This window comes from Aurantimonas manganoxydans SI85-9A1 (genome assembly GCF_000153465.1).
GTDB classification, from domain to species: Bacteria; Pseudomonadota; Alphaproteobacteria; order Rhizobiales; family Rhizobiaceae; genus Aurantimonas; species Aurantimonas manganoxydans.
Map to the genome: position 1 here is coordinate 1,289,663 of NZ_CH672387.1, position 22,763 is coordinate 1,312,425.

Genomic DNA, 22,763 nt, shown 5'->3' on the forward strand with positions numbered 1-22,763 from the left:
GCAAGCGGCGGCGATCAGCCGCCGCGGCCGAAGCGCAGGTCGCGCTCGATGTCGAAGCCGGCGCCGAGGCGCATCTTGTAGACCCCGTAATTCTCCATGATCCGCTGCACGTAGTTGCGGGTCTCGGTGTAGGGAATGCGCTCGACCCAGTCGACGACCTGATCGAGCGGCTTGCCGCGCGGATCGCCGAACCGTTCGATCCATTCGCGGGCCCGCCGCGGGCCGGCATTGTAGGCCGCGAAGGTCAGCACGTAGGAGCCGCCGAAATCGGCGATCTGCTCGCCGAGGAAATGCGCGCCGAGAGTGGCGTTGTAGCCGGGATCGCTGGTCAGCCGGTCCGGCGAATAGCTGACGCCCACCTTGCGGGCGACGCTCTTGGCGGTGTTCGGCATGAGCTGCAGCAGGCCGAGCGCGCCCGCCGATGACCGGGCCTTCGGGTTGAAGGCGCTCTCCTGCCGCGCAATGGCGTAGGCCAGCGCCTTGCCCGCCGCCGAGATGTTGGCGCTTGCCGGGATCACGCCGATCGGGAAGGCGAGGGCCGGGGCGTCGATGCCGCGCCAATAGGCGAGCTTGCCGACCTGCAGCACCAGATGATGGTCACCGCGCCGCTCGGCCATGACCGAGAGAAGCGCGAGTTCGCCCGGGCTCTCCAGTTCGTCTGCGAGCGCGCGATAGAGGCTGTCGGCGCGCCAGTCGGAGCCGATCTCCTCCAGGCGCCGGATCGCGCGGACCGCCTCGCGCTGTTCGAAGCGGCGGCGCTCGGCGTCGCTCGGGCGCGGGAAGCTGATCGCTTCGGGCTTGCGGCCGAGGCGCGCAGCCGCCAGCTGGCCGTAATAGGTCGCCGGATAATGCGCGGCCTTGGCGTAATAGCTGGCCGCCGAGCCCGAGGCGCCGGCTTCCGCCGAACGGCCCAGCCAGTAATAGCCGCGCGACAGCGACAGCGGCATGCTGGAGATCTGCACGATCTGGGCGAAATGGCGCTGCGCAGTGACCGGGTCGTTGAGGAAGCGCATGGCGATCCAGCCTGCGTGGAACTCGGCCTCGACCTGTTCCGAGGCGCTTTCGGCCAGATGCATGGCGGCGACGCGATAGGCGAGCTTCGGCTTGCCGAGATCGAGGAGATCGCGGGCGACGATGCGGCGCTCGTTCCACCAGGCGTCGGGATCGACCAGCGCATCGACGTCGCGCGGGGCGTCGATGAGGAGCTGCGCGGCTTCCTCGACCTTGTCGTGCTTGCGGTTGTACTCGATCAGCGCGAGGCGGTAGCCGGGATCGGCGCGCTCGGCCTTCGGCACCGCCGACAACAGCTTGGCGGCATTGCCTTCGTTGCGGATCACCGCGGCGCGGGCAGCAAAGAGCGCCTTGGCGCCGGCCATGCCGACGACGCGCCCGGCATCGGTCACGCGCTCGGCGTAGAGCAGCATATCCATGCGGCGTTTGTGGTCGGCCCGCGACAGAAGCGACTGGAAGTTCGACAGGAACTGGCGCTCGACATCCTTGTCGAGGCGTTCCTCGCGCCAGACCCGCGACACCAGCGCCTTGGCACGGCCGGCATCGCCGGCGGCCAGATAGGCGCGGGCGAGTGCCATCGCGCCTTCGGGGCTTTCCGGCTTGCCGTTGCCGAAAGCGCGGATCACTTCGCCCGCCGGCAGCTGCTCGCGATAGAGCGCCTTCTCGCTATTGATCCGCAACGTCTTGGTGCCGGGCCAGTTGGCAAGCTCGGTGGCGGTGCGGGCGATCTCGGCGGCCGGCACGTCCTTGCCGCCGGTCAGGCCGATCGCCCATGACAGGATGTGACGATCGAGCGAGCCGGGCACCATGCCTTCGCGGATGGCGCGGGCCTTCTGGGCGTTGCGGTCGGAGAGTGCCTGCAGGCCGTCCTTCAACTCGCCGCGCATCGGCTGCACCGAACCGAGGCGCGGCGTCATCGCCGCGATCGAGGCGGTGAAGGCGCTGGCGCCGGCCGGGGTTGCCGCGGGGGCGGCCTGGGCGAGGGCCGGGTTCTGGGGTGCTGTGACCGTTCGGCCGAAGCGCCACGGATCCATCGGAACGCCGGCCGCGTGCACGGCGGGACGCGACGTCGGCAACGGGCCGAGCAGGGGCAACACGGCCTCCTGGGCCAGTGTGGACGTGGCCGTCATGGCGGAGATCACCGCTGCAATCACGAGCCGCTGCGCAAGATTCTGTGCTGTCATGGCCAACCTTCTGGACGTCCGGACCGAGGCAGATGGACTGCCGGGCCCCGCCACTTCCGCTCGCAATCGCCGCTGCCTGTGACCGTTGCGATCGGGGCAAGGCGGATTGCCGGAATGGTTTGCAAATCTCTCACGACCACGATTAAAGCGCCGTTACCGGCAACAGTCACGAGGCTTCGGGCGGGACGGCCTGCGGGCACTGCTTGTTTCGCCCCGACCGCTTCAATATGGTGCCGCGATCCCGGACCGATTGCAGCTTCCGGCACGCCATCTTCGGGTGGTCCAGCGGGCGACGGTCGTCGGCCAGATGACATTCACGAGACGAAGCGCGTGCCGCCGTTCGATGCGTCCGGCATGTGGGGAGAAAGAGAGAGCATGTTCAAGGGTTCGCTGCCGGCGTTGGTGACGCCGTTCGCCGAAGACGGATCGCTGGACGAGGCGACGTTCGCGGCCTTCGTCGAATGGCAGATCGGCGAGGGCTCGCACGGTCTGGTGCCCGTCGGTACGACGGGCGAGAGCCCGACGCTGACCCATGGCGAGCACAAGCGCATCGTCGAGATCTGCATCGAGACGACGCGCGGCCGGGTGCCGGTGGTGGCGGGTGCCGGCTCGAACAACACGGTCGAGGCGATCGAGCTCGCGCAGTTCGCCGAGAAGGCCGGTGCCGACGGGCTTCTGGTCGTCACGCCCTATTACAACAAGCCGAACCAGAAGGGCCTCTACGCCCATTACGCCGCCATCGCCCGGTCGGTGTCGCTGCCGATCATCATCTACAACATCCCCGGGCGCTCGGTCATCGACATGACGCCGGAGACGATGGGCCGGCTGGCGGCGGATTTCTCCAACATCATCGGCGTCAAGGACGCGACCAGCCGGGTCGAGCGCGTGTCGGAGCAGCGGATCACCTGCGGCCCCGACTTCCTGCAGCTGTCCGGCGAGGACGCCTCGGCGCTCGGCTTCAACGCCCATGGCGGCCAGGGCTGCATCTCGGTGACGGCGAATGTCGCGCCGAAGCTCGGCGCCGAATTCCAGTCGGCCTGCCTTGCCGGGGACTACGCCAAGGCCCTGGAGATCCAGGACAAGCTGATGCCGCTGCACAAGGCGCTGTTCATCGAGCCGAACCCGACCGGCGTGAAGTACGCCCTGTCGAAGCTCGGCAAGCTGGGCAACCGGCTGCGCTCGCCGCTGGTGCCGATCGACGAATCCACCGAGCGCACGATCGACGCGGCGCTGAAGCATGCCGGCCTGATCGGCTGATCTGCCGGCGCGCGACGGTCGAAACCATGCCGTCTCGCCCCTATATCATGGGGCGAGAGGAGCGCGGCCGGGCCGCGCGCGAGGTTTGAATGGCGAAGAAGAAGAAATCGGCAGGCTCGAACGTTGCGGCGGAGAACCGCAAGGCCCGCTTCAATTACGAGATCCTCGACACGCTGGAGGCCGGCCTCGTCCTGACCGGGACCGAGGTGAAGTCGCTGCGCGAGGGGCGGGCGTCGATCGCCGAGTCCTACGCCAGCGAAGAGGGCGGCGAGCTCTGGCTGATCAACTCCAACCTGCCGGAATATCTGCAGGCCAACCGCTTCAACCATGTGCCGAAGCGGCGGCGGAAGATCCTCGTGCATCGTACCCAGCTCAGCCGGCTGGCGAGCGCGATCCAGAAGGACGGCATGACGCTGGTGCCGCTGCGCATCTATTTCAACGATCGCGGCGTGGCCAAGCTGCAGCTGGCGCTGGCGCGCGGCAAGAACGCGCCGGACAAGCGGCAGACCATGAAGGAACGCGACTGGAACCGCCAGAAGCAGCGGATCCTGAAGGAAGCCTGAGCCAGGGGAGAGGCGGATGGTCGACGTGTCGAGACTGCCGGACGATCTGACGCCGCCGACCGACGACGGCGGGGCCGCGCATCTGGAAGGCACGCGCCTGCCGGCGAAGCCGCTGCCGGCAACGGACGGCACGCAGATCGATCTGTCGCGTCTGCCCGGCCGCCTCGTCCTCTATGTCTATCCTATGACCGGACGGCCGGATGCGGCGCTGCCCGAAGGCTGGAACGCGTTCCCCGGCGCACGCGGCTGCACGCCCCAGAGCTGCAGCTTCCGCGACCATCATGCCGAATTGCAGGCGCTCGGCGTCGCACAGGTGTTCGGCCTGTCCACCCAGACGCCCGAAGAGCAGCGCGAGGCGGCCGAGCGGCTGCATCTGCCCTATCCGCTTCTGTCGGATGCCGCAGGCGATCTGCGCCGCGCCCTCGACCTGCCGTTCTTCGAAATCGACGGCGGGCTGTATCTGAAGCGCATGGCGATGGTCATCACCGAGGGGCGCATCGACAAGGTGTTCTATCCGGTGTTCCCACCCGACCGGAACGCGGCCGATGTCGCCGCCTGGTTGTCCGCCGGGCGCTGACGCGCAGGCGCGATCGCGGCACGCGGGGCGGGCCTTTAGCGCTTCAGGAACGCCGCCGCATTCTCGAACACGTCGTGGAACATCGCCTCGGTCAGCCGGCCGGTATTCGTGTTGTAGCGCGAGCAGTGATAGCTCGAGAACACCGCGATGCCGCCGACCATGTGATGGGCGTTGTGCCCGAAGGGCGCCGCCGAGGGGCGCTCGCCCAGCGCGCGGACCGTCGAGTCATGCGCGATCCGGCCCAAGGTCACGACCGCCGCGAGCTTCGGAAAGGTCGCCATCCTCCCCGAAAAGAACTGCCGGCAGGTGTTGATCTCGGCGCCGACGGGCTTGTTCTGCGGCGGCACGCAGCGCACCGCATTGACGATCGCCGTGTCGATCAGTTCGAGCCCGTCGTCGGTGCGGGCGGCGAAACGATCATTGGCAAAGCCGTAGCGCGCCAGCGTCGCGTAGAGAAGGTCGCCGGCATAATCGCCGGTGAATGGCCGGCCGGTGCGGTTGGCGCCGCGCAGGCCCGGCGCCAGGCCGGCGATCAGCAGACGCACCGCGCCGGCGCCGCTGGGTGGCAGAAGGGTCGGAACCGGGGCATTGTGCCAGTCCGGCTCCTTTGCCCGCCATTCCTCGCGGAATGCGACGAGCCGCGGACAGAGCGGGCAGTCGCGGGACGGCTCCGCCGGCAGGTTTTCGGGCGCAGGCGTTGAACTCATTCTTCGATCCGGAGCGTCGACGAAGGGCGCGGCGCGATGGCGGGGCTTAATAATCGTCGTCCTCTTCGACGGCCGCGGCGGCTTCCTCGGCCTCGATGCGGCGGGCGATCCGCGCCTCGCGCTCGGCCGGGTCGCGGCCGATCTCTGCCTTGAGGTTCGCGAGCTCGATGAAATGGTCGGCCTGGCGCCGCAGATCGTCGGAGATCATCGGCGGCGAACTTGTGAGGGTGGAGACGACCGAGACCTTCCGCCCCTTGCGCTGCAGGGCCGCGACCAGCGAACGGAAGTCGCCGTCGCCGGAGAACAGGACGAAATGATCGACGGTGTCGACCAGCTCCATCGCGTCGACCGCGAGCTCGATGTCCATGTTGCCCTTGATCCGGCGGCGGCCGCTCGCATCGGTGAACTCCCGGGCCGGCTTGGTGACGACGCGGTAGCCATTGTAGTCCAGCCAGTCGATCAGCGGCCGGATCGAGGAGTATTCGTTGTCCTCGACAAGGGCGGTGTAATAATAGGCGCGCAGCAGATAGCCGCGGGCCTCGAAGCTGCGCAGCATCTTCTTGTAGTCGATGTCGAAGCCCAGCCCGCGCGAGGCCGCATAGAGATTGGCCCCGTCGATGAAGAGAGCGATCTTTTCGCGTTGATCGAACATGGATGGCTGTTTTCTCGCATGAGTGAGGGCACGCATCCGCAGGCTCGACAGGATGAGCGCAGGCGGCACGAGGGTCTGCGGGCCGGCCGTTTCAGGCCGGTGTCGGCGAAGGCCGGTGAGTTGCGCTTCGCTTATTCTGGCCGCCGCGGCGCTGTCAACGAGGGCAGGGGATAGAGCAGCGTCGGACCCTTGCCGTATGCCGCCAAACGGTATATGCGACGCGTTCATCTCTTCGAATTTCAGATACTCAGGAGACAGGCATGGCCCGCGTCACCGTAGAAGATTGCGTCGATAAGGTCGACAATCGGTTCGAGCTGGTCCTGCTCGCCAGCCATCGCGCCCGGCAGATCTCCCAGGGTCAGCCGATCACCATCGATCGCGACAACGACAAGAACCCGGTCGTCGCGCTGCGCGAGATCGCCGACGAGACCCTGTCGCCCGGCGATCTCAAGGAAGACCTGATCCATTCGCTGCAGAAGCATGTCGAGGTCGACGAGCCGGAGCCGGCACCGCAGCCCGCCGCGGCCCCGACCGAGACCCGCAGCATCGCCGCTGCCGCCGAGGCCGGCGACGACGAGCCGGTGTCTTTCGACCGGATGTCCGAGGAAGAGCTCCTCTCCGGCATCGAGGGCCTGGTCCCGCCGGAAAAGACCGACGATTATTAAGCTTTTGGGAATGCCGGCACTTTCGGTCGGCGGCCTCACAGTCTTATATTGAGGGGCGTGCCGTCGTTGACGGCGCGCCCCTTTCTCTTTGCGGACCCGATCCCCAATCCCATGATGCGGCAATATGAACTCGTCGAGAAGGTGGCGGCCTACAAGCCCGATCTCGATGAAGCGCTTCTCAACCGAGCCTATGTCTACGCCATGCAGAAGCATGGCGCCCAGAAGCGTGCGAGCGGCGATCCGTATTTCTCGCATCCGCTGGAGGTCGCCGCGATCCTCACCGAGATGCATCTCGATGAGGCGACCGTCGCCGTTGCGCTGCTGCACGACACGATCGAGGACACCGACGCCACCCGCAAGGAAATCGACCAGCATTTCGGCCCCAAGATCGGCCAACTCGTCGAGGGACTGACCAAGCTCAAGCGCCTCGACCTCGTCTCCAAGAAGGCGGCGCAGGCGGAGAACCTGCGCAAGCTGCTCCTGGCCATCGCCGACGACATCCGCGTCCTTCTGGTCAAGCTCGCCGACCGCCTGCACAACATGCGCACCCTCGGCCACATGGCGCCGGAAAAGCGGGCCCGCATCTCGCAGGAGACCATGGACATCTATGCGCCGCTCGCCGGGCGCATGGGCATGCACGACATGCGCGAGGAGCTCGAGGACCTGGCGTTCCGGCATGTCAATCTGGAAGCCTACGAGACGATCTCGGCGCGCCTCGAAGAGCTGAACCAGCGCCATGCGTCGCGGATCGCCAGCATTGAGACGGACCTGACCGACCGCCTGCGCGAGAACGGCATCGTGGCCACGGTCAGCGGCCGGCAGAAGAAACCCTATTCGGTGTTCTCCAAGATGCAGCGCAAGGCGCTGTCGCTGGAGCAGCTCTCCGACATCTTCGGCTTCCGGGTGATCGTGGAGACCGAGGAGGAGTGCTACCGCACGCTGGGCATCGTCCACCGCAGCTGGGCGATGGTGCCGGGCCGGTTCAAGGACTACATCTCGACCCCGAAGCAGAACGACTACCGCTCGATCCACACCACCATCGTCGGCCCGTCGCGCCAGCGCGTCGAACTGCAGATCCGCACCCGCCGGATGCACGAGGTCGCCGAATACGGCGTCGCCGCCCACACGCTCTACAAGGACATGGAGGGCGACGGCGACCAGCGCGTCCACCTGTCCAAGGATTCCAACGCCTATGGCTGGCTGCGGCGCACCATCGAGCTTCTGGCAGAAGGCGACAATCCCGAGGAGTTCCTGGAGCACACCAAGCTCGAACTCTTCCAGGACCAGGTCTTCTGCTTCACCCCCAAGGGCCGGCTGATCGCACTGCCGCGCGGCGCGACGCCCATCGATTTCGCCTATGCGGTGCATACGGATGTCGGCGACAGCTGCGTCGGCGCCAAGATCGACGGCCGGATCATGCCGGTCGTCACCGAATTGTCGAATGGCGACGAGGTCGAGATCATCCGGGCCAAGGGCGCGACGCCGCCCCAGGCCTGGGAGAATCTGGCGGTGACCGGCAAGGCGCGCTCGGCGATCCGCCGGGCCAATCGCGCGGCCATCCGCCGGCAATATTCGGGCCTCGGCCAGCAGATACTCGAACGCACCTTCGCCCGCTCGGGCAAGACCTTCTCGCGCGACGCGCTGAAGCCGCTTCTGGCCAAGCTCGGCCAGCGCGAGGTCGAGGACGCCCTGGCGGCCGTGGGCCGCGGCGAGCTGAACTCGGCGGACGTCGTGCGGGCGGCTTATCCGGATTTCCAGGACAGCCGCGTCACCCGCAAGTCGGCGCACCGGGAAGAGGACGGCTGGGTCAATCTGCGCACTGCCGCCGGCATGATCTTCCGGGTGCCCGGCCGCTCCAAGAAGTCGAAGAAGGGCGGCAAGGCGATTCCCATCCGCGGCGCCGGCGACGACATGCCGGTGAGCTTCGGCCCGGACGGCGCGGTGCCGGGCGACCGCATCGTCGGCATCATCGAGCCGGGGAAGGGGATCACCATCTACCCGATCCAGTCGCCGGCGCTGATCGCCTTCGACGAGGAGCCGGACCGCTGGATCGACGTCCGCTGGGACATCGACGAGGCGATGAACGAGCGCTTTCCCGCCCGCATCATGATCTCGGCGATCAACGAACCGGGCTCGCTGGCCGAGATTGCCGAGACGGTCGCCGCCAACGACGCCAACATCCACAATCTGACGATGGTCAACACGGCGCCGGACTTCACCAAGATGGTACTGGAACTGGAAGTCTGGGACATCCAGCACCTGACCCAGACCCTGCGTCAGCTGCGCGCCAAGCCCTGCGTCTCGGAAGTCGTGCGGGTCAACGGTTGAGCCGGGCGGCCAGCCAGCGTATCGAACCGCTGCAACAGCAGCCGAGGAGACCCGTTCATGACCAGTGAGGAAGTGCTCGCGATATTCCGCGAGGCCGGCGCCTATCTGGAAGGCCACTTCATCCTGACCTCGGGACTGCGCAGTCCGGTATTCCTGCAGAAGGCCCGGGTGTTCATGCATCCGCATCTGACCGAGCGGCTGTGCAAGGCGCTGGCCGAGCGTATTCGGGAAGAGGTGTCGCCGGCACCGGACTATGTCGTCGGCCCGGCCATCGGCGGGCTGATCCCGGCCTATGAGACCTCCCGCCATCTCGGCGCGCCGGCGATCTGGGTGGAGCGCGAGAGCGGCGTGTTCCGGCTGCGGCGATTCGAGATCTCGCCGGGCGACCGCGTGGTCATCGTCGAGGACATCGTCACCACGGGCCTGTCGATCCGCGAGACCGTCGAGTGCCTCCGGGGCCTGGGCGCCGAGGTGCTGGCGGCGGCCTGCATCATCGACCGCTCGGCCGGCAAGGTCGATGTCGGCGTGCCGCTGATCGCGCTGGCCGAATACGAGGTGCCGGCCTATCCGGCCGACGCGCTGCCGCCGGAACTGGCCGCAATTCCGCCGGTCAAGCCGGGTAGCCGCAACCTGTAGCCGACCGGGCGGGACCAACGCCTGCGAGACCATGCGGCTTTCCCGCACCGGGCGCAGGCAAGACTGATCGCCGCGATCTGACGCGGATTGGGGAATGCGACCGGAATGTTGTTCAGGCGGCGCCAGCCGGAGAATTTTGCAGCGCGGGTCCGCACGATCCTGTGGCCGCGCCGCTCGTTCCGCCGCTCCTTCCGCTACCTGCGCAAGCGGGTGCTGCGGCTGAACGCGACGCCGCACGCCATCGCCGCCGGTGTGGCGGCGGGTGTCGCCTCCTCGTTCACGCCGTTCATCGGCTTCCACTTCCTGCTGGCCTTCGCCATCGCCTATGTCACCGCCGGCAACATGGCGGCGGCGGCGCTGGGAACGGCGGCCGGCAATCCGCTGACCTTCCCGCTTATCTGGGGCATCACCTACGAAACCGGCCAGTTCATGCTGCATGCGCCGCCGGTGCACGAGAAATCGCCCGAAGGGCTCGGCACGGCCCTCGGCCACATGGATTTCATCGCCATCTGGGATCCGGTGGTGAAGCCGATGCTGGTCGGCAGCCTGCCGCTGGGCCTGATCGCCGGGCTGGCCAGCTACGCGCTGGTGTTCTTCATGGCGCGCAGTTTCCAGCGGCGCCGCGCCCGCCAGATCATTGCCGGACGGCCGCCGCGCGGTCTGCGCGCCCCGGGCGCCGCCGGGGGTGACGCCGGACGGGCGGGCTGACGGGGCGCCGCGTCGCCGGCGGCGGGACGCGCCATTGCGCGGCGCGAAGTTTGACGCAGAGCGGATTGCTCCTGTCGGAGCGAGCCGGTAGAAGGCGCGGGCGGCTTTGCCGCGCTGCGACAGGGCGACGAAAGGCGAAGCATGGTCGAGAAGGCCGAACGTAGGGAATCCGGGGGGATCGGCGAGACCCTCAAGGTGATCGTGCAGGCGCTCCTGCTCGCCCTCGTCATCCGCACGTTCCTGTTCCAGCCGTTCTCGATTCCATCGGGTTCGATGATGCCGACGCTGCTCGTGGGCGACTATCTCTTCGTGTCGAAATGGAGCTACGGCTTCTCGCAATATTCGATGCCGCTGTCGCCGCCGCTGTTCGACGGCCGGGTCATGGCCTCGCAGCCCGACCGCGGCGACGTGGTGGTGTTCCGCAAGCCGCGCGAGGAAGACGTCGACTACATCAAGCGGCTGGTCGGCCTGCCGGGCGACCGCATCCAGGTGATCGACGGCGTGCTGACCATCAACGGCAAGCCGGTCGAGCGCGAGAAGGTCGAGGACTTCGTTGCCGAGGACGGCACGCCGGTGCCGCGCTACCGCGAGACGCTGCCGAACGGCGTCAGCTACATGACGCTCGACCTCAGCCCGAATTCGGCTGGCGACAACACCCGCGAGTTCGTGGTGCCCGAGGGGCATTACTTCATGATGGGCGACAATCGCGACAACTCGCTCGATAGCCGCTTCGACGTCGGCTACGTGCCGTTCGAGAATCTCGTCGGCAAGGCCCAGGTGATTTTCTTCTCCGTGGAGGGCGACGTGTCCCCGCTGGAAATCTGGAAATGGCCGACCGACCTGCGGCCGGGCCGCATCCTCACATGGCTCGGCTGAAGGCGGACAAGCCGCTCGAGGAGCTCGAAAGCCGGATCGGCATCACGTTCCATGAAAAGGCGCGGTTCGAGCGGGCTCTGACCCATTCCAGCCTGCGCTCCAGCAAGGGCGGCAAGGGCGAGGGCGAACGCAGCTACGAGCGGCTGGAGTTCCTCGGCGACCGTGTGCTCGGCCTTGTCGTCGCCGAAAAGCTGTTCGACATGTTTCCCGGTGCCGACGAGGGCGAGTTGTCGCTGCGGCTGAATTCGCTGGTCAGTGCCGATACCTGCGCCGAGATCGCCGACGAGCTGGGTCTCTACGAGTTCGTCCGTCATGGCGGCGACCTGAAGAAGCTGAAGAGCGATCGCACCAAGAGCATTCGCGCCGATCTGGTGGAATCGCTGATCGCGGCTATCTATCTGGGTGAGGGGCTCGAGACGGCGCGCGACTTCATCGTGCGCTACTGGGGCGGGCGGCTCGGCAAGAGTGTCGCCGCACGCCGCGATGCCAAGACGGCGCTGCAGGAATGGGCGCATACGCGCGGGCCCGTGACGCCGCAATACGAGATCGTCGAGCGCTCCGGCCCCGACCATGATCCACTGTTCACCGTGCGGGTCTCGATCCCGGACGTTGCTCCCGCGGACGGGCAGGGCCGGTCCCGCCGCATTGCCGAACAGGAGGCCGCCACGGCGGTGCTCATTCGCGAATCCGTCTGGAAGGACGACAATTGACCGAAGACGACAACACGACCGGCATCGACACGACCGAGGCGGGCGCGACGCCTGCCGCAGAGGGACCGACGCGCTCGGGCTTCGTGGCGCTGCTGGGCGCCCCCAACGCCGGCAAGTCGACGCTGGTCAACCAGCTGGTCGGCACCAAGGTGTCGATCGTCACCCACAAGGTGCAGACCACCCGGGCCCTGGTGCGCGGCATTGCCATGCGCGATCGCACGCAGATCGTTTTCGTCGACACGCCCGGCGTCTTCGCGCCGAAACGCCGGCTCGACCGGGCGATGGTGCGCACCGCCTGGAGCGGCGCCCGCGACGCCGACATCGTCCTGGCGATCATCGACGCCGACCGCGGCATCAACGAGGAGGTCGAGACCATTCTCGAACGCCTCAAGGATGTGAAGCAGCCGAAGGTCCTGCTGCTCAACAAGGTCGACCAGATGCGCCGCGACCGGCTGCTGGGCCTGACCCAGCAGATCACCGAGCGCGGCGTGGCCTTCGACGAGATCTTCATGATCTCGGCGCTGAACGGCTCGGGCTGCGGCGACCTGATGGACTATCTGGCTAAGGCACTGCCGGAAGGGCCCTGGTACTACCCCGAAGACCAGATCACCGACCTGCCGCTGCGCCAGCTCGCGGCCGAGATCACCCGCGAGAAGCTGTATCTGCGCCTGCACCAGGAGCTGCCCTACAGCTCGCATGTGGAGACCGAGCTGTGGGAGACGCGCCAGGACGGCTCGGTGCGGATCGAGCAGACCATCTATGTCGAGCGCGACAGCCAGAAGCGCATCGTGATCGGCCATAATGGTGAGACCATCAAGGCGATCGGTTCGGCGGCCCGCAAGGAGATCACCGAAGCGGCCGACCAGAAGGTGCATCTGTTCCTGTTCGTGAAGGTGCGCGGCAATTGGGGCGACGATCCCGAGCGCTACCGCGAGATGGGGCTGGACTATTCCAGCTGACCGCCTGCGGCCGTCACCGCCGTCGTGGCGGACCGGTTTGGAGTGCGCTGCGGCGCTGATGTGACATGGAATGGCGTGAGGAAGCGATCGTGCTCGGCGTGCGGCGCCTCGGCGAGACCAGTGTCGTCGCCGAGGTGATGACGCGCGCGCGGGGCCGGCATCTCGGCCTCGTGCGGGGCGGGCGTTCGCGCAAGCAGCAGCCGGTGCTGCAGCCGGGCAATTCGGTCGCCGTCCACTGGCGCGCCCGGCTCGACGAGCATATGGGTGCCTTCGTCCTCGAACCGCTGGAACTGCGCGCCGCCCGGCTGATGGAATCCGGCGTCGGGCTGAACGGCGTGCAGCTCGTCGCGGCGCATCTGCGGCTTCTGGCCGAGCGCGATCCCCATGCGCGGCTCTATGACGGGCTGCAGATCATCGTCGATCATCTCGACCGGCCCGAACTCGTCGCCGAACTGATGCTGCGCTTCGAGATCGCGCTGCTGGAGGAGCTGGGCTTCGGCCTCGATCTGGAGCGCTGCGCGGCGACCGGTCAGCGCGACGATCTCGCCTATGTCTCGCCGCGCACCGGCCGGGCGGTCAGCCGCGACGCCGGGGCGCCGTGGCACGACAAGCTGCTGACATTGCCCGCCTTCCTCGCCGATGCCGCCACGGCCAGCGACGCGGAATCCCTGGCGGCGGGGTATCGCCTGACCGGCTATTTCCTGGGGCGTCACGTCTACGAGCCGCGCGGGATCGACGTGCCGGATGCGCGCGCCGGCTTCCTGTCGGCGCTGCGCAAGATCGGCGTCGCCGCCTAGTCGCAGGTGGCTGTCTGGCTCAGGCCGGAACCGGCGTCCGCACCACCGGCGCTTCGCTGATGGGCCAGTGGACCAGTGCCGCGACGAGACCCAGGCCGACGCCGAGCCACCACACCGGATCGTAGGAGCCGACAACGGCATAGAGGTAGCCGCCCAGCCAGACCCCGAGGAACGAGCCGATCTGGTGGGACAGGAAGACCAGGCCGCCCAGGAGCCCGAGATAGCGGGTGCCGAACATGATCGCGACGAGGGCGTTGGTCGGCGGCACTGTGGACAGCCACAACAGGCCCATGACCACCGCGAAGACCACCACCGTCAGCGGCGTGATCGGCGTCAGCAGGAAGATCGTCACCGCGATCGACCGGCCGACATAGATGAGCGCCAGGAAATGCGGCTTGGAATAGCGCTGGCCGATGAGGCCCGAGGCGATCGAGCCGATGATGTTGAAGAAACCGATCAGCGCCAGCGCCGTGACCGCCCAGACCGGGGCGATGGCCTTGTCGGCGAGATAGGCCGGGAAGTGGGCGGTGATGAAGGCGACCTGGAAGCCGCAGACGAAGAAGCCGGTGGTCAGGAGCACGTAGCTCCTGGTCGCGAAGGCTTCGCGCAGGGCGGCGCCCATGGTCTGCTCGATCTCCGCCACCAGGCTGGAATGGCCGCGCGTGGTCCGGCTGTTGCCCCGCAGGGCAAAGGCGAAGAGCGGCACCAGCAGCATCATCGCCGACAGGACCAGGAGCGAATCTGACCAGCCGAAGCGGTCGATCAGCCCCTGGCTGAGCGGCGCGAAGACGAACATGCCGGCCGAGCCGGCTGCCGTGCCGAGGCCGAAGACGAAGGAGCGCTGCTCGGCCGAGACCCGCCGCGCAAAGGCCGCAAGGACGATGCCGAAGGAGCCGGCGGCGACGCCCAGCCCGACAAGGACGCCCGAACCGATGGTCAGCCAGAGCGGCGTGGGCGCGACGGCGGTGATGGCCAGGCCCGCGGCATAGAGGAAGCCGGACAGGACCAGCACCTTGGCGGTGCCGAAGCGGTCGGCGATGGCGCCGAACAGCGGCTGGCCGGCGCCCCAGAACAGGTTCTGGATGGCGATGGCGATGGCGAAATCCTCGCGGCTCCAGCCATTGTCGGCGAGCATCGGGATCTGGAAGAAACCGATCGCCGAGCGCGGCCCGAAGGTCAGGAGCGCGATCAGGCAGCCGGCGGCAATCGCCAGCCATGGCGTCCGGTCGGCACTCGAGGTCGTCGTCGTCGCGCTCATCTCGTCATCCCCGCATCGGTTCGCCGCCATTACTAGACCCGGCGCAGCGCCCGTGAAACCGCGTTTCCGTGATCGCAGCGATCACCCTCGCTGATCGGTCACGCACAAGTCCGGTCTTGCAACCGGTTGCGACGGCTTTCGCTTGCGCGCCGCAGACGATAAAAGCCGCGGCCAGACGGTGGGGAGGACTGCGTGCAGGTACATAGCGAGATCGGATCGATGCGGGCGGCGCTGGCGAAATGCCGGGCCCGGGGCGAGAGCGTCGGCGTGGTGCCGACCATGGGCTATCTCCATGCCGGCCATCTGAAGCTCGTCGAGCGGGCCTGCGCCGAGAACGACATGGTGGTGGTGACGATCTTCGTGAACCCGACCCAGTTCGGGCCGAACGAGGATCTCGACGCCTATCCGCGCGATCTGGAACGCGACCTTGCGCAACTGGCGGCGTTCGCCGGTGTCCAGGTGTTCGCCCCGACAGTGGCGGAGATGTATCCGCAGCCCCTGCAGACATCCGTCGATCTCGCGCCGCTCGGCCAGATCCTGATCGGCGCGGCCCGGCCCGGGCACTTCCGCGGCGTCGCCACGGTGGTCACCAAGCTGTTCAACATCGTCCAGCCGGACCGCGCCTATTTCGGCGAGAAGGACTACCAGCAGCTCACCGTGATCCGCCGCATGGTCGCCGATCTGTCGTCGCCGATCACCATCGTCGGCGTGCCGACGGTGCGCGAAGCGGACGGTCTCGCCATGTCGTCGCGCAATGTGCGGCTGACGCCGGAGGACCGGGACGCGGCCGTGGTGCTGGCGCGGGCGCTCGACCGCGGCGAGGCGCTGCTGCGGGCCGGTGCCGCCGAGCCGGAGCCGGTGCTGACGGCGATGCGGGAGATCATCGCCGCCGAGCCGCGCGCCGATCTCGCCTCGCTGGACATTCGCGACGCGGCAAGCCTCGACGCGGTGACGGCGATCGACGACCGGCCGGTGGTGATCCTGGTGACCGCCCGCTTCGGCGACGTGCTGCTGATCGACCAGCGGGTCGCGGAAAAAGCGCGACGGAGCCAAGCGGCATGAGCACGCCGGTTCGAACGACCCGCCTGACAGCGCCCGCCCTTCGCGGCCGCAAGGGCGCCACCCCGATCGTGGCCCTGACCGCCTATAACGCGACCATGGCGGCGCTGGTCGATCCGCATGTGGATTTCATCCTGGTGGGCGACAGCCTCGCCATGGTCGAGCACGGCATGGCGTCCACCCTCGGCGCCTCGCTGGAGCTGATGATCGCCCATGGCCGGGCCGTGGTGTCGGCGACCGAGAAGGCGCTGATCGTCGTCGACATGGCCTTCGGCAGCTACGAGGCGTACCCGCAGGAGGCGTTTCGCTCGGCCGCGACCGTCATGGCGAAGACCGGCTGCGGCGCGATCAAGCTGGAAGGCGGCCAGCACATGGCGCCGACCATCGCCTTCCTCGCCGAGCGCGGCATTCCGGTGATGGCTCATGTCGGCCTGACGCCCCAGGCGGTGAACGCCATGGGCGGCTTTCGCAGCCAGGGCCATGATGACGCCGCGCGCGATCGCATTCTCGCCGACGCCAAGGCTGTCAGCGCGGCCGGCGCCTTTGCCGTGGTGCTCGAAGGCATCGTCGAGCCGCTGGCCGAGACGATCGCGGCGCCCAGCATCGGCATCGGCGCCTCGGCGGCCTGCGACGGCCAGATCCTGGTGCTGGAAGACATGCTCGGCCTGACGCCGCGCGTGCCACGCTTCGTCAAGCGCTACGGCGTGCTCGGCGAGGCCGCCAGCCAAGCCATTGCGGACTATGCCGACGAGGTGCGCAGTCGCAGTTTCCCGGGGCCCGACCACGTCTACAAGCCGCGGGGCTGACCCCACCGCTCCTGGATCAGAGCGTCAGCGGCAATATGAAAGGCGTGCCGGAGAAGGCGTCCTCGCCGCGGCCGATGGCGCGGATGGCGGAGACCATGCGGCCGCCACGCTGCAGCTTGTCGTCGGCCAGGGCGACAAGGCGCGGATTGGGGGTGGCGGACGGTGCCCGCCTGCGCAGCTCGTTGGCGAGCGCCTCTTCCCGAAGATCCGGATTGATCGACAGCGCCAGGATATAGGCGGCGGCGGTGGAGCGGCTGATGCCGGCCCAGCAATGCACCGCCAGCGGCGTGTCGCGGCGCCAGCGCGTGCCGAAGTCCAGCAACTGGTCGAGATGGTCGACGGTCGGTGCCGTCAGCCCCTCGATCGGCTCGGCGATGTCGTTGAAGCCGAGGAAGAGATGCCGGTCCGGCGCGATGCCGGAAGGCCGGTCCACCCGCGTGTCGGCGTTGATCAGCGTGACCAGATCTTGCGCGCCATGGCTGGCGACCGTGGCGGGCAGTTCGGCGAGGGACGAGACGACGAGATAGGACATGGGTCCACATATCGCGCCGGCAGGCGGGCTTGTCACCCCTGCCGCGACGCTTTGGCCTGCAGCCGGTCGCCCGAGCCGGCGGCGACGGCCAACGCCGCGTCGAGTTCGGCGAAGCGCTTCAGAAAGGCGGCTTCCGTCGCCGCGGTCGGAACGGGGGTGAAATCGGCCGCGTCCAGCAGCGCCGCGCCGGGCTTGCCGAAGAACTGCGCCGCCTCGCGCTCGTCGAAGCCGGCGAGCAGCGTCGCCTCGTGATAGGCCGACAGCCGGTCGGCGGCCTTGATCGCCTTCTCGACGGCGGCGGGGAGCGTCGCAGGCAGCGAGAAGCGCAGATGCAGCGCCGCCTGCAGGCGTTTTTCCACCAGCTTGTAGTCGCCGCCCATGACGCTCTTGAAGGGCGAGATCATGTCGCCGATCACATATTCCGGGCCGTCATGTAGCAGCGCAGCGAGGCACCAGCGCGGATCGGGCTCGCGGCGCGCGACGATCGCCTCGACGATCAGCGAATGCTGGGCGACGGAAAAGGCGTGATCGCCACGGGTCTGGCCGTTCCAGCGGGCGACGCGCGCCAGACCATGGGCGACGTCCTCGATCTCGATGTCCAGCGGGGAGGGGTCGAGCAGGTCGAGCCGGCGGCCCGACAGCATGCGCTGCCAGACCCGCTGCGGTTTCGCGTCGGTGCGGCTCATGCCTCGCTTCCGGCGGTCTCGCCGTCGGCGCCGGCGGGTTCGGGCAGCGCGAAGCCGGCCCAGGGCGGGATCGTCGCCGTCACCGGCACGCCGTCCGCCGACAATTCCTCGCCACGCGACAGGGCGCCGGCCAGCCGGTCGATCCGCAAAAAGCCGAAGCCTTCGGTGCCGTCGGCCGACAGCACCGTGCCGATGGTCTTGCCGCCGGCCTCGATGTTGGAGCCGGGCGTCAGGTGCCGCTCGCCGGCCAGCAGCATCAGCCGCCGCCGCGCGGTGCCGCGGTGCTGCATGCGCGAGACGACCTCCTGGCCGACGAAGCAGCCCTTGCGGAAGGACACGCCGCCATTCTGGTCGAACAGCACGTCATGCGGGAAGACGTCGGAGCCGGGATAGTCGGTCTCCGCCTCGGCGATGCCGCCGCGGATGCGGCGCAGGCGATAATCGTCCGGGGAGGCCTCTATGAGTTCCGCCGGCGGGGCGCCGTAGAGCCGCGCCATCTCGCCTTCGGGGAAGCGCCGATCGGCATAGAGTTCGGCGGCGGTGAGGTCGGGTTCTTCCCACACCGCGAGCACCGGCAGGTCGGACGATTCGATGCCGATCTTGGTGCGCAGGCGATAGAGGGTCAGGCGCTTCTTCAGATCGGCGGCGGCACTGGCGGCGACGTCGATGCGCAGCCCGTCGGCCTGTTTGCCGATGAGGAATTCGAACAGGATCCTGCCCTGCGGCGTCAGCAGGGCGCAGGGGCGCATCTCGCCGTCGGCCAGACTGTCGAGGTCGGCGGTGACGAGGTTCTGCAGAAAATGATGGGCGGCCTCCCCGGTGACGGCAAGGAGGCTGCGCTCCGGCAGGCGGGCATAGGGCATGGACGGCTCGCTTGTGTGATCCTGCCTGTTTACGTAAGCCGGGCACTCCAGAGGGACAAGCACGGAACGACGCCATGGGAACGAGTGCCAGCAACGCCGCGACCTTCGACACGGTTCTCAAGGGCGGCATCGTCGTCAACCAGGACGGCGCCGGTGCGCGCGACGTCGGTATCGTCGACGGCCGCATCGCCGCGATCGGCACGCTGGACGCCGCATCGGCCGGCGAGGTGATCGACTGCACCGGGCTGCACATCCTGCCCGGCGTCATCGACAGCCAGGTGCATTTCCGCGAGCCGGGCGCCACCCACAAGGAAGACCTGGAGACCGGATCGCGCGCGGCGGTGCTGGGCGGCGTCACCTGCGTCTTCGAGATGCCGAACACCAATCCGCTGACCACCAGCGAGGAGGCGCTCGCCGACAAGGTGGCGCGCGGCCGTCACCGGATGCATTGCGACTTCGCCTTCTGGGTCGGCGGCACCCGCGAGAACGCCGCCGACGTCGCCGAACTGGAACGGCTGCCGGGCGCGGCCGGCATCAAGGTGTTCATGGGCTCTTCGACCGGCTCGCTGCTGGTCGAGGACGATGACGGCGTGCGCGAGATCCTGCGCCGCACCCGCCGCCGCGCCGCCTTCCATTCCGAGGACGAGTTCCGGCTGCGCGACCGCGCCGATCTGCGGGTCGAGGGCGATCCGGCCTCGCATCCGGTCTGGCGCGACGAGGTGGCGGCGATGCAATGCACCGAGCGCTTGGTCGGCATTGCCGAGGAGGTGGGTGCGCGCATCCACGTCCTGCACATCTCGACGGCCGAGGAGATCGTCTATCTCGCCTTGCACAAGCGCAACGTCACCTGCGAGGCGACGCCGCATCACCTGACCATGAGCGCCGAGGATTACGGCCGGCTCGGCACCAAGCTGCAGATGAACCCGCCGGTGCGCGAGGCGCGGCACCGCGACGGCATCTGGCACGGCATCGCGGCCGGCGTCGTTGACGTCCTCGGCTCCGACCATGCGCCGCACACGCTGGAAGAAAAGGCTGCAATCTATCCGAAGTCGCCTTCGGGCATGACCGGCGTGCAGACCCTCGTGCCGATCATGCTCGACCATGTCGCCAATGGCCGCCTGTCGCTTGCCCGTTTCGTCGACCTGACCTCGGCCGGCCCGCAGCGGATCTTCGGCCTGTCGCGCAAGGGACGCATCGCGCTCGGCTACGACGCCGACTTCACCATCGTCGATCTGAAGCGCGACGCCACCATCACCGACGACTGGATCGGCTCGCGCTCGCAATGGACGCCCTATGACGGCAAGGCGGTCACCGGCTGGCCGGTGGGCACGCTGGTGCGCGGCCGGCGGGCCATGTGGGAGGGCGAGCTCGTCGCGCCGTCGACCGGCGAGCCGGTGGAGTTCGTCGAGACCCTGGCGCCGCTCGGCCGCCAGGGCTGAGGCGGTCGGCGACCACCGGTCGTTCGATGGCTTGGCATCTGCCGGCGACTTCCTAAGTCCGCACGGTGCAGACGCCACGGATCAAGGAGACGGCCATGCAGGACGAGGCGAACGGCCCCGCCCCACAATTCGACGAGGAGACGCTGGCGCTGGCCGCCATGGTCTTCCAGGCGGCGCGCGGCGGCGACGCCGTCGCCATGGCCGATTTTCTCGACAAGGGCCTGCCGCCCAATCTGCGCAACGAGAAGGGCGACAGTCTGCTGATGCTGGCGAGCTATCACGGCCATGTCGAGCTGACCGAACTGCTGCTGAAACGCGGCGCCGATCCGTCGCTGGTCAACGACCGGGGCCAGACGCCGCTGGCCGGCGCCGCCTTCAAGGGCGAGGCGGGAATCGCGCGGCTGCTTCTCGACCATGGCGCCGCCATCAACGGCAGCGGGCCGGACGGGCGCACGCCGCTGATGATGGCGGCGATGTTCAACCGCACCGAGATGGTCGACTATTTCCTGGAGCGCGGCGCCGACCTGAACGCCCGCGCCGCGGACGGTGTCGACGCGCTGGGCGCGGCCCGGGCGATGGGGGCGCAGGAGACGGCGGCGCAGCTCGAACGGCTGATGGCGGCGAAGGCCGGTTGACCAGCCAGGAACGCTAAAGGCTCAGTCGCCGGCGACGAAGAATTCCAGCCGGCCCTCCGGCGAGATGCCGACCCGGTAGAAATTGTAGGCGCCGAATTCGCGCATGTTCTTGTAGTCGCCGGCGGTCACCAGTTCGAACAGCTCGACAAGCTGCGGCTTGGTCAGCGAATCCATCGGCTGCTGGGTGAAATAGGGCCAGACATAGATCTCGTTGTCGGTGTCCGGCTCCATCCGGGCATAGCCCGACTGCAGCACTTCCAGGAGGATGGCGAGGATCTCGATGCCTTCGCCGTCGCCGGAGGCTGATTTCAGGAAGGCGATCGGGTCCTCGCCGCCCTGGCCGAAGGACAGGACCGTGCCGTGGTCGCCGCGTTCGATATAGGGCGCGAGCTTCTCGATCTCGCCGCTTCTGGCGACGGCCATCAGCCGGGCCCGCAGGTCGCGGACCGGGCGCGGCAGCCCGGCATCGCCATAGGCAACGTCCGAGGCGAGGGCCGCGCTCGGCGACCGGTCGGCCTGGTAATTGGTGGTTGCCCCGTCCGGTCGTGCACGCGCCCCGTCCTGGCGGGGGGTGTCGGGACCGGGACGATCCGTCGCATCGGCCGGCGCCTCGCCGGCGGGCCTCGGTTCACGCCGGCGCTCGGGCCCTTCGGCGGGCGCCGGCCGGCTGTCGCCCGGTTCGACCTCGTCCTCCGGCGACAGCGGCATTTCGCCGGCATCGGTACCTTCGCCCGGTCCCTGCGGCCGGCCGGTCTCCGTCTCGCTGACCGGCGCATCCGTCAGCGGCGGCAGCGGCACCGCGATGATGCCTTCACGCGAGCCGGAGCGGCCCTCGACGGGATCGATCTGCGACAACGCCAGCGCGTCGCCCGCGACGAATGTCGCCAGCGCGAAGAGAGCAGTGCTGAGGGCAAGGGTCAGGCGCGTCGGCACGACGGACCTCCGCTGCGTTGGACGATGGGGTGCGGTGGAATATCCGGACCGCGGGGAGGGCAGAGACTACTGGATGATCCGGTCGGGACGGAATTCACCATATTCGATGCGCTGGCGCAGCGTCTCGACCATTTCGAGGACATCGTCCTCGCCATGGCGGCGCACCAGCTCGGTGAGGGCGGTCGCGATAGCGGTCTCGGCGAGGATCTCGGCCTCGATGCCGTCGGAAATGCCGTCGGCCCAGGCTTCGTTGTGATACTCGAATGCGACTTGCTTCTTTTCGGCCTGGATCATTTCGTCCAGTTCGGCGCTCTGCAAATCGATCATTCCGATTCCCTCAATTCCAGCCATGCGGCTTCACGTCCCGTTAAGGTCCTAGCACGATCCGGGCGCGAACAGTCTCGCCGTTTTTCCGAACCGTTAATCATCGGTTAATTCCCGTATCTGGCACTGATTTCGCGTGCCAGAGTGACCCCTTCGCCCTGATAGCGGTTCACCGCGACCCGTGCGGCGGGGGTGCATTCGCGATAGGTCGATTCGAACGCCCGGTAGCCGCTGTTGAAGCTGCCGATCAGATAGCGGCGGTCGGCGTCACCCGGCGCCTGCTCGGCCAGCAGCTCTTCCATCTTCTGGCGCCAGATCGCCGCGTCGGTGTCGCCGCACAGGGTCCGCAGGAAGTGGATGGAGCCGAGGATCGACGCCAGCCGTCCGAGCGGCTTCAGGAATGTTGCCTCGCCCCGCGGCGCTGCAGCTTCCGGCGCGGTCTCCGCCGGGGCGCTCTCCTGGGCCAGCGCCCGGTGATCGCCCGCCACGGAACCGGCGAAAGAGACCGCCAGTGCGGCCGTCGCGGCTATCATCATTCGACGCATGGCCGATGTTTCGTCCTTCGTTAAGACAATTGCAACGATCGGTCCGATGCCCG

The 22,763-nt window shown here is 68.1% G+C and carries 25 protein-coding genes; 15 read left to right on the forward strand and 10 right to left on the reverse strand.

Features of this window, described 5'->3' with window-relative positions; genetic code table 11:
- Positions 1-14: 14 nt before the first annotated feature.
- Positions 15-2,195 (reverse strand): lytic transglycosylase domain-containing protein, encoded by a 2,181-nt coding sequence (locus SI859A1_RS22255; protein WP_040325417.1) that lies wholly within the window; start codon positions 2,193-2,195, stop codon positions 15-17.
- Positions 2,196-2,570: 375 nt separating this feature from the next.
- Between SI859A1_RS22255 and dapA the strand changes: the two genes are divergently transcribed.
- The 3 genes from dapA to SI859A1_RS06035 all read left to right on the forward strand — a co-directional run bounded on the left by dapA (position 2,571) and on the right by SI859A1_RS06035 (position 4,592).
- Complete coding sequence (dapA, locus tag SI859A1_RS06025) at positions 2,571-3,452, forward strand: 4-hydroxy-tetrahydrodipicolinate synthase (protein WP_009208945.1); 882 nt, start codon at positions 2,571-2,573, stop codon at positions 3,450-3,452.
- A gap of 89 nt (positions 3,453-3,541) precedes the next feature.
- A complete protein-coding gene (gene smpB, locus SI859A1_RS06030; RefSeq protein ID WP_009208946.1) occupies positions 3,542-4,015 on the forward strand; it encodes an SsrA-binding protein SmpB in 474 nt (157 codons plus the stop codon).
- Between the two features lie 16 nt (positions 4,016-4,031).
- Positions 4,032-4,592 carry a peroxiredoxin gene (locus SI859A1_RS06035; RefSeq protein ID WP_009208947.1) on the forward strand — a complete coding sequence of 187 codons (561 nt, stop codon included), beginning with the start codon at positions 4,032-4,034 and terminating at the stop codon, positions 4,590-4,592.
- Between the two features lie 35 nt (positions 4,593-4,627).
- Here the strand turns inward: SI859A1_RS06035 and SI859A1_RS06040 are convergent, their stop codons facing one another.
- Together SI859A1_RS06040 and SI859A1_RS06045 are read right to left on the reverse strand one after the other, a co-directional pair.
- A complete protein-coding gene (locus tag SI859A1_RS06040) occupies positions 4,628-5,299 on the reverse strand; it encodes a uracil-DNA glycosylase (protein ID WP_009208948.1) in 672 nt (223 codons plus the stop codon).
- A 46-nt stretch (positions 5,300-5,345) separates the two neighbouring features.
- Entirely contained in the window at positions 5,346-5,951 is a 606-nt protein-coding gene (locus SI859A1_RS06045) for a LabA-like NYN domain-containing protein (RefSeq protein WP_009208949.1), read from the reverse strand.
- Between the two features lie 260 nt (positions 5,952-6,211).
- On the opposite strand from SI859A1_RS06045, the gene rpoZ reads away from it, so the two are divergent.
- The 8 genes from rpoZ (at position 6,212) to recO (ending at position 13,630) form a co-directional block, all read left to right on the forward strand.
- The gene (rpoZ, locus tag SI859A1_RS06050; RefSeq protein WP_009208950.1) at positions 6,212-6,616 is read left to right on the forward strand and encodes a DNA-directed RNA polymerase subunit omega; all 405 of its coding nucleotides are present in this window, start codon (positions 6,212-6,214) and stop codon (positions 6,614-6,616) included.
- Positions 6,617-6,727: 111 nt separating this feature from the next.
- Entirely contained in the window at positions 6,728-8,944 is a 2,217-nt protein-coding gene (locus SI859A1_RS06055) for a RelA/SpoT family protein (RefSeq protein ID WP_009208951.1), read from the forward strand.
- A gap of 57 nt (positions 8,945-9,001) precedes the next feature.
- The gene (pyrE, locus tag SI859A1_RS06060) at positions 9,002-9,580 is read left to right on the forward strand and encodes an orotate phosphoribosyltransferase (protein WP_009208952.1); all 579 of its coding nucleotides are present in this window, start codon (positions 9,002-9,004) and stop codon (positions 9,578-9,580) included.
- A gap of 105 nt (positions 9,581-9,685) precedes the next feature.
- Positions 9,686-10,288 (forward strand): DUF2062 domain-containing protein, encoded by a 603-nt coding sequence (locus SI859A1_RS06065; protein ID WP_040325420.1) that lies wholly within the window; start codon positions 9,686-9,688, stop codon positions 10,286-10,288.
- 141 nt (positions 10,289-10,429) lie between these two features.
- The gene (lepB, locus tag SI859A1_RS06070) at positions 10,430-11,164 is read left to right on the forward strand and encodes a signal peptidase I (RefSeq protein WP_009208954.1); all 735 of its coding nucleotides are present in this window, start codon (positions 10,430-10,432) and stop codon (positions 11,162-11,164) included.
- On the forward strand, positions 11,152-11,874 hold the full coding sequence (gene rnc / locus SI859A1_RS06075) for a ribonuclease III (RefSeq protein ID WP_040325422.1): 723 nt from the start codon (positions 11,152-11,154) through the stop codon (positions 11,872-11,874). The genes lepB and rnc overlap by 13 nt, the downstream gene beginning before the upstream one ends.
- Entirely contained in the window at positions 11,871-12,833 is a 963-nt protein-coding gene (gene era, locus SI859A1_RS06080; protein WP_009208956.1) for a GTPase Era, read from the forward strand. The genes rnc and era overlap by 4 nt, the downstream gene beginning before the upstream one ends.
- Before the next feature lie 65 nt (positions 12,834-12,898).
- The gene (gene recO, locus SI859A1_RS06085; RefSeq protein ID WP_009208957.1) at positions 12,899-13,630 is read left to right on the forward strand and encodes a DNA repair protein RecO; all 732 of its coding nucleotides are present in this window, start codon (positions 12,899-12,901) and stop codon (positions 13,628-13,630) included.
- A 19-nt stretch (positions 13,631-13,649) separates the two neighbouring features.
- On the opposite strand, the gene SI859A1_RS06090 is transcribed toward recO, so the two are convergent.
- Positions 13,650-14,888 (reverse strand): MFS transporter, encoded by a 1,239-nt coding sequence (locus SI859A1_RS06090; RefSeq protein ID WP_050767674.1) that lies wholly within the window; start codon positions 14,886-14,888, stop codon positions 13,650-13,652.
- Positions 14,889-15,080: 192 nt separating this feature from the next.
- Here SI859A1_RS06090 and panC point away from each other — a divergent pair, with 192 nt between their 5' ends.
- Positions 15,081-15,950 (forward strand): pantoate--beta-alanine ligase, encoded by an 870-nt coding sequence (panC, locus tag SI859A1_RS06095; RefSeq protein ID WP_009208959.1) that lies wholly within the window; start codon positions 15,081-15,083, stop codon positions 15,948-15,950.
- Positions 15,947-16,753, forward strand: a complete 807-nt coding sequence (gene panB / locus SI859A1_RS06100; protein WP_009208960.1) for a 3-methyl-2-oxobutanoate hydroxymethyltransferase — start codon at positions 15,947-15,949, stop codon at positions 16,751-16,753. Before panC ends, panB begins: the two co-directional genes overlap by 4 nt.
- 16 nt (positions 16,754-16,769) lie before the next feature.
- Here panB and SI859A1_RS06105 read toward each other — a convergent pair whose 3' ends face one another.
- The 3 genes from SI859A1_RS06105 to ygfZ are packed head-to-tail and all read right to left on the reverse strand — an operon-like array spanning position 16,770 to position 18,834.
- Positions 16,770-17,285 carry a tyrosine phosphatase family protein gene (locus SI859A1_RS06105; RefSeq protein WP_009208961.1) on the reverse strand — a complete coding sequence of 172 codons (516 nt, stop codon included), beginning with the start codon at positions 17,283-17,285 and terminating at the stop codon, positions 16,770-16,772.
- 32 nt (positions 17,286-17,317) lie between these two features.
- Positions 17,318-17,971, reverse strand: a complete 654-nt coding sequence (locus SI859A1_RS06110; RefSeq protein WP_009208962.1) for a YfbR-like 5'-deoxynucleotidase — start codon at positions 17,969-17,971, stop codon at positions 17,318-17,320.
- Positions 17,968-18,834, reverse strand: coding sequence for a CAF17-like 4Fe-4S cluster assembly/insertion protein YgfZ (ygfZ, locus tag SI859A1_RS06115; protein ID WP_009208963.1), 867 nt, complete (start codon positions 18,832-18,834; stop codon positions 17,968-17,970). The genes SI859A1_RS06110 and ygfZ overlap by 4 nt, the downstream gene beginning before the upstream one ends.
- Before the next feature lie 74 nt (positions 18,835-18,908).
- On the opposite strand from ygfZ, the gene SI859A1_RS06120 reads away from it, so the two are divergent.
- Both SI859A1_RS06120 and SI859A1_RS06125 read left to right on the forward strand, forming a co-directional pair.
- A complete protein-coding gene (locus SI859A1_RS06120; protein ID WP_040325424.1) occupies positions 18,909-20,273 on the forward strand; it encodes a dihydroorotase in 1,365 nt (454 codons plus the stop codon).
- A 95-nt stretch (positions 20,274-20,368) separates the two neighbouring features.
- Positions 20,369-20,908 (forward strand): ankyrin repeat domain-containing protein, encoded by a 540-nt coding sequence (locus tag SI859A1_RS06125; RefSeq protein WP_009208965.1) that lies wholly within the window; start codon positions 20,369-20,371, stop codon positions 20,906-20,908.
- A gap of 21 nt (positions 20,909-20,929) precedes the next feature.
- On the opposite strand, the gene SI859A1_RS20225 is transcribed toward SI859A1_RS06125, so the two are convergent.
- The 3 genes from SI859A1_RS20225 to SI859A1_RS21735 all read right to left on the reverse strand — a co-directional run bounded on the left by SI859A1_RS20225 (position 20,930) and on the right by SI859A1_RS21735 (position 22,710).
- A complete protein-coding gene (locus SI859A1_RS20225; RefSeq protein WP_009208966.1) occupies positions 20,930-21,841 on the reverse strand; it encodes a hypothetical protein in 912 nt (303 codons plus the stop codon).
- Between the two features lie 66 nt (positions 21,842-21,907).
- Positions 21,908-22,168, reverse strand: coding sequence for a hypothetical protein (locus tag SI859A1_RS06135; protein ID WP_035694394.1), 261 nt, complete (start codon positions 22,166-22,168; stop codon positions 21,908-21,910).
- 104 nt (positions 22,169-22,272) lie between these two features.
- Positions 22,273-22,710 carry a TIGR02301 family protein gene (locus SI859A1_RS21735; protein WP_161600110.1) on the reverse strand — a complete coding sequence of 146 codons (438 nt, stop codon included), beginning with the start codon at positions 22,708-22,710 and terminating at the stop codon, positions 22,273-22,275.
- Between the last annotated feature and the right edge of the window lie 53 nt (positions 22,711-22,763).